A 1,439-nucleotide genomic window follows, 5' to 3' on the forward strand; every position below is an offset into this window, starting at 1 on the left:
CGCCAGTGCGCTGGTACCGAGCACAAACCTGTTCATGGTGGAGTTCCTCCAGTACATGCAGATAGAGTCTTCGATAACACGCTACGCGCAGGATTCGCCCCTGTGAAGACAATACTCCAGCGCAGATATCACACCGATTGACCGCACCGCAAACCGGCCGGTAAACCTCACCGCGCCAGCAAAGGCTGCTGGCGCGTGGATCGTGTTCAGATCAATACAATAATGGCCAGCAAACCGCCGAAAATCGCCCACTTTTCCAGGTAGTAACGCGTCCGGTTGCGCTTTTTCAGTTCTTTACCGCGCAAACGAATTTTGTAGATTTTGCCGAAAAACCGGTTTATGCCACCGGTTTTATCGCCCGCATCGTTGGGCGCGCCAGCAGCGGACATCACGTTGCGGCTGAACCAGCGATTGAACGCTGTGGCCCAGCGGTATTTCAGCGGGCGCTCGATGTCGCAGAACAGGATGATGCGATTCTGCTGGGTGGTGTTCTCGGCGTAGTGAATGTAAGTCTCGTCGAACATCACCGCCTCGCCATCACGCCAGTGATAGCGCTCGCCGTCGACGTCGATGTAGCAACCCTCATCGTTCGGCGTGTCCAGACCCAGGTGGTAACGGTACGAGCCGGCATACGGGTCGCGGTGACGGACCAGTTTCGAGCCTGGTGGCAATTCGGCGAACATCGCTGCCTTGATCGAACCAATACTTTGCACCAGCTCCGTGGTACGCGGGCAGAGCTTGGTGGCCGACGGGTGGYTGTCGCCATACCACTTCAGATAGAAGCGCTTCCAGCCGGTTTTGAAGAACGAGTTGAAGCCCACATCGTCGTATTGGTCCGAGCGCTTGATCTCCCCTGCCCTGAGCAGATTTTGGCCTTCGGCGCGGATTTCCTGCCAATTGGCCTGCAAGGGGCTCAGGTCCGGGAAATCGGCTGGATTCAGATAAGGCTTGTTGGGGATTTTCGAAAACAGGTACAGGAAGCAGTTGACCGGCGCCAGAAAGGTCGAATGGTCACTGAGCTGGCGACTCAGTTTGTGCCGGATGCGACCACGTAGATGCACATACGCAATGGATAAAACGTAAAGGGAGACAATGATGAGTTTCACGGGAATTCGTCACAGTTCAGAAGAGTACATGCCGCGCGCCACAAGCCTGAGTTGAACGCAGCGTCCGAGATCCAACTATCAAATGAATCGGTCAAGCACGGGAGCCTGAGCAGAAAGCTAGCTCATGGCCACTGGGCGTATTTTAGTCATACTTTGTAATCAAGGGTTAACTTACATTTGTGAAAAACGGTGCATGCGTTGTGCCAGAAATGCGCTTGTTCAGTGCAATCGGACGCAGGACATCATGGGGAGCTGCCGATGATCGTCTCAATAGACGTATGCCTGCTGGCTCAAATCATGCGCAGACTGAACCGCACCGGACACGCATAACCC

The 1,439-nt window shown here is 54.9% G+C and carries 1 protein-coding gene; it reads right to left on the reverse strand.

Going from position 1 to position 1,439, the window contains the following annotated elements:
* Positions 1–206 precede the first annotated feature (206 nt).
* Entirely contained in the window at positions 207–1,106 is a 900-nt protein-coding gene (lpxO, locus tag AC1DH9_RS29120) for a lipid A hydroxylase LpxO (protein WP_477809334.1), read from the reverse strand.
* Positions 1,107–1,439 lie beyond the last annotated feature (333 nt).

This window comes from Pseudomonas sp. 05T35, assembly GCF_056396605.1.